At 58.3% G+C, this 1,102-nt stretch carries 2 protein-coding genes and 1 pseudogene; 1 reads left to right on the top strand and 2 read right to left on the bottom strand.

What is annotated here, in order from left to right; genetic code table 11:
• Positions 1–5 precede the first annotated feature (5 nt).
• Together HP456_RS25835 and HP456_RS25830 are read right to left on the bottom strand one after the other, a co-directional pair.
• Positions 6–512, bottom strand: a complete 507-nt coding sequence (locus HP456_RS25835) for a transposase (protein WP_246289417.1) — start codon at positions 510–512, stop codon at positions 6–8.
• Between the two features lie 51 nt (positions 513–563).
• Positions 564–761 (bottom strand): annotated as a pseudogene (locus HP456_RS25830) (hypothetical protein); the annotation flags it as partial.
• Here HP456_RS25830 and HP456_RS25825 point away from each other — a divergent pair.
• A partial coding sequence (locus HP456_RS25825) for a hypothetical protein (protein ID WP_216663419.1) occupies positions 673–1,102 on the top strand: 430 nt, incomplete at its 3' end. The pseudogene HP456_RS25830 and the gene HP456_RS25825 overlap by 89 nt on opposite strands.

Below are 1,102 nucleotides of genomic sequence, written 5' to 3'. Positions count from 1 at the left end.
CCTCATCAAGTCAGTCGTATTTTCTCGTTTTGATATTCTTTCAATCTTGCGTTTGCGATGACGATGATGTGTCGCATGATTGCACCAAGAGCTGTTAGCTTTGACTTTCCGGCATGGAGTAATCGCCTATACGTCGCAGCAAGGTGGCTCTTGCTGTGGCTTGCAGCCATAGCTGCGGTAAAGAGCAGCGGTCGTAACTGCCGTCGTCCGCCCGTGGTAAAGCGACGGCCTTTGTGCGCGCCGCTGTCCCGGGGGTGAGGGGCGCATCCGGCGAGGCTTGCTGCCTGCTTGCGATCGATGTGTCCGAGTTCCGGCATGAGCGCCAACAGCATCGGCGCGATCACCTTGCCAATGCCCGGAACGGTTTGCAGGATGGCCTTGCGATCTTTCAGGCGTTTATCGAGGCTGATGATCGTTTCGATCTGTTTGTCGATGGCCTCGATACGGCGCTTGATTTCGGCAATATGGCCGGCAATCTCGCGAGCGATCGGCTTATTGCGCGGCGCCTTCAACCGGTTTTCCTCTTGCACGCGCATGGACACGAGATCGGTGCGGCGCAAGACCAGCAGTTTGACCTTGGCTTCATGTGGAGGGCTTGGCCGCCAGCGTGGGAGGGATTGCGCCCGTGACAGACCATATTGTGCGATATGGCGTGCATCGATGGGGTCTGTCTTGGCATTTGCGCCGCAGGCGCGGATGAAGGCTTTGACCCTGACCGCGTCTGCGGCGGTGGGCGGGGATGGCAAGGTCTTCAAGGACATCCAGCAGATCGTCCTCGTAGCCACCGGTGGCTTCGCAGATGGCGAGCATATCGCCACGTCCGGCATATGGCTTCAAGGCGGCCCTGAGCGCGACCTTGCTGTTTTCGACGGTGCCGATCTTTCCGGTACGGGTATCGAAGAATGTGATTGTTGCTTTGGAGACGTCAAATCCCAAAGCGAACTGGATTTGTGCGGTGTTCGGGTCCATGATGGGGCTCCATGCTTGGCATTGTCTGCGGGCGCGGTGAAAGCCGGCCCATTCAAGTCAACAAGCGATGCGAAGCTGGTGCGATTGCAGCCCAGGATGAGGCCGGTCGAGAAGACCCATTCCTGTTCGGGCG

The organism is Bacillus haikouensis (assembly GCF_013179555.1).
GTDB lineage: Bacteria > Bacillota > Bacilli > Bacillales > Bacillaceae_B > Rossellomorea > Rossellomorea haikouensis_A.
Note: the sequence above shows the minus strand (reverse complement) of the source record. Positions and strands in the feature narration are given on the sequence as shown.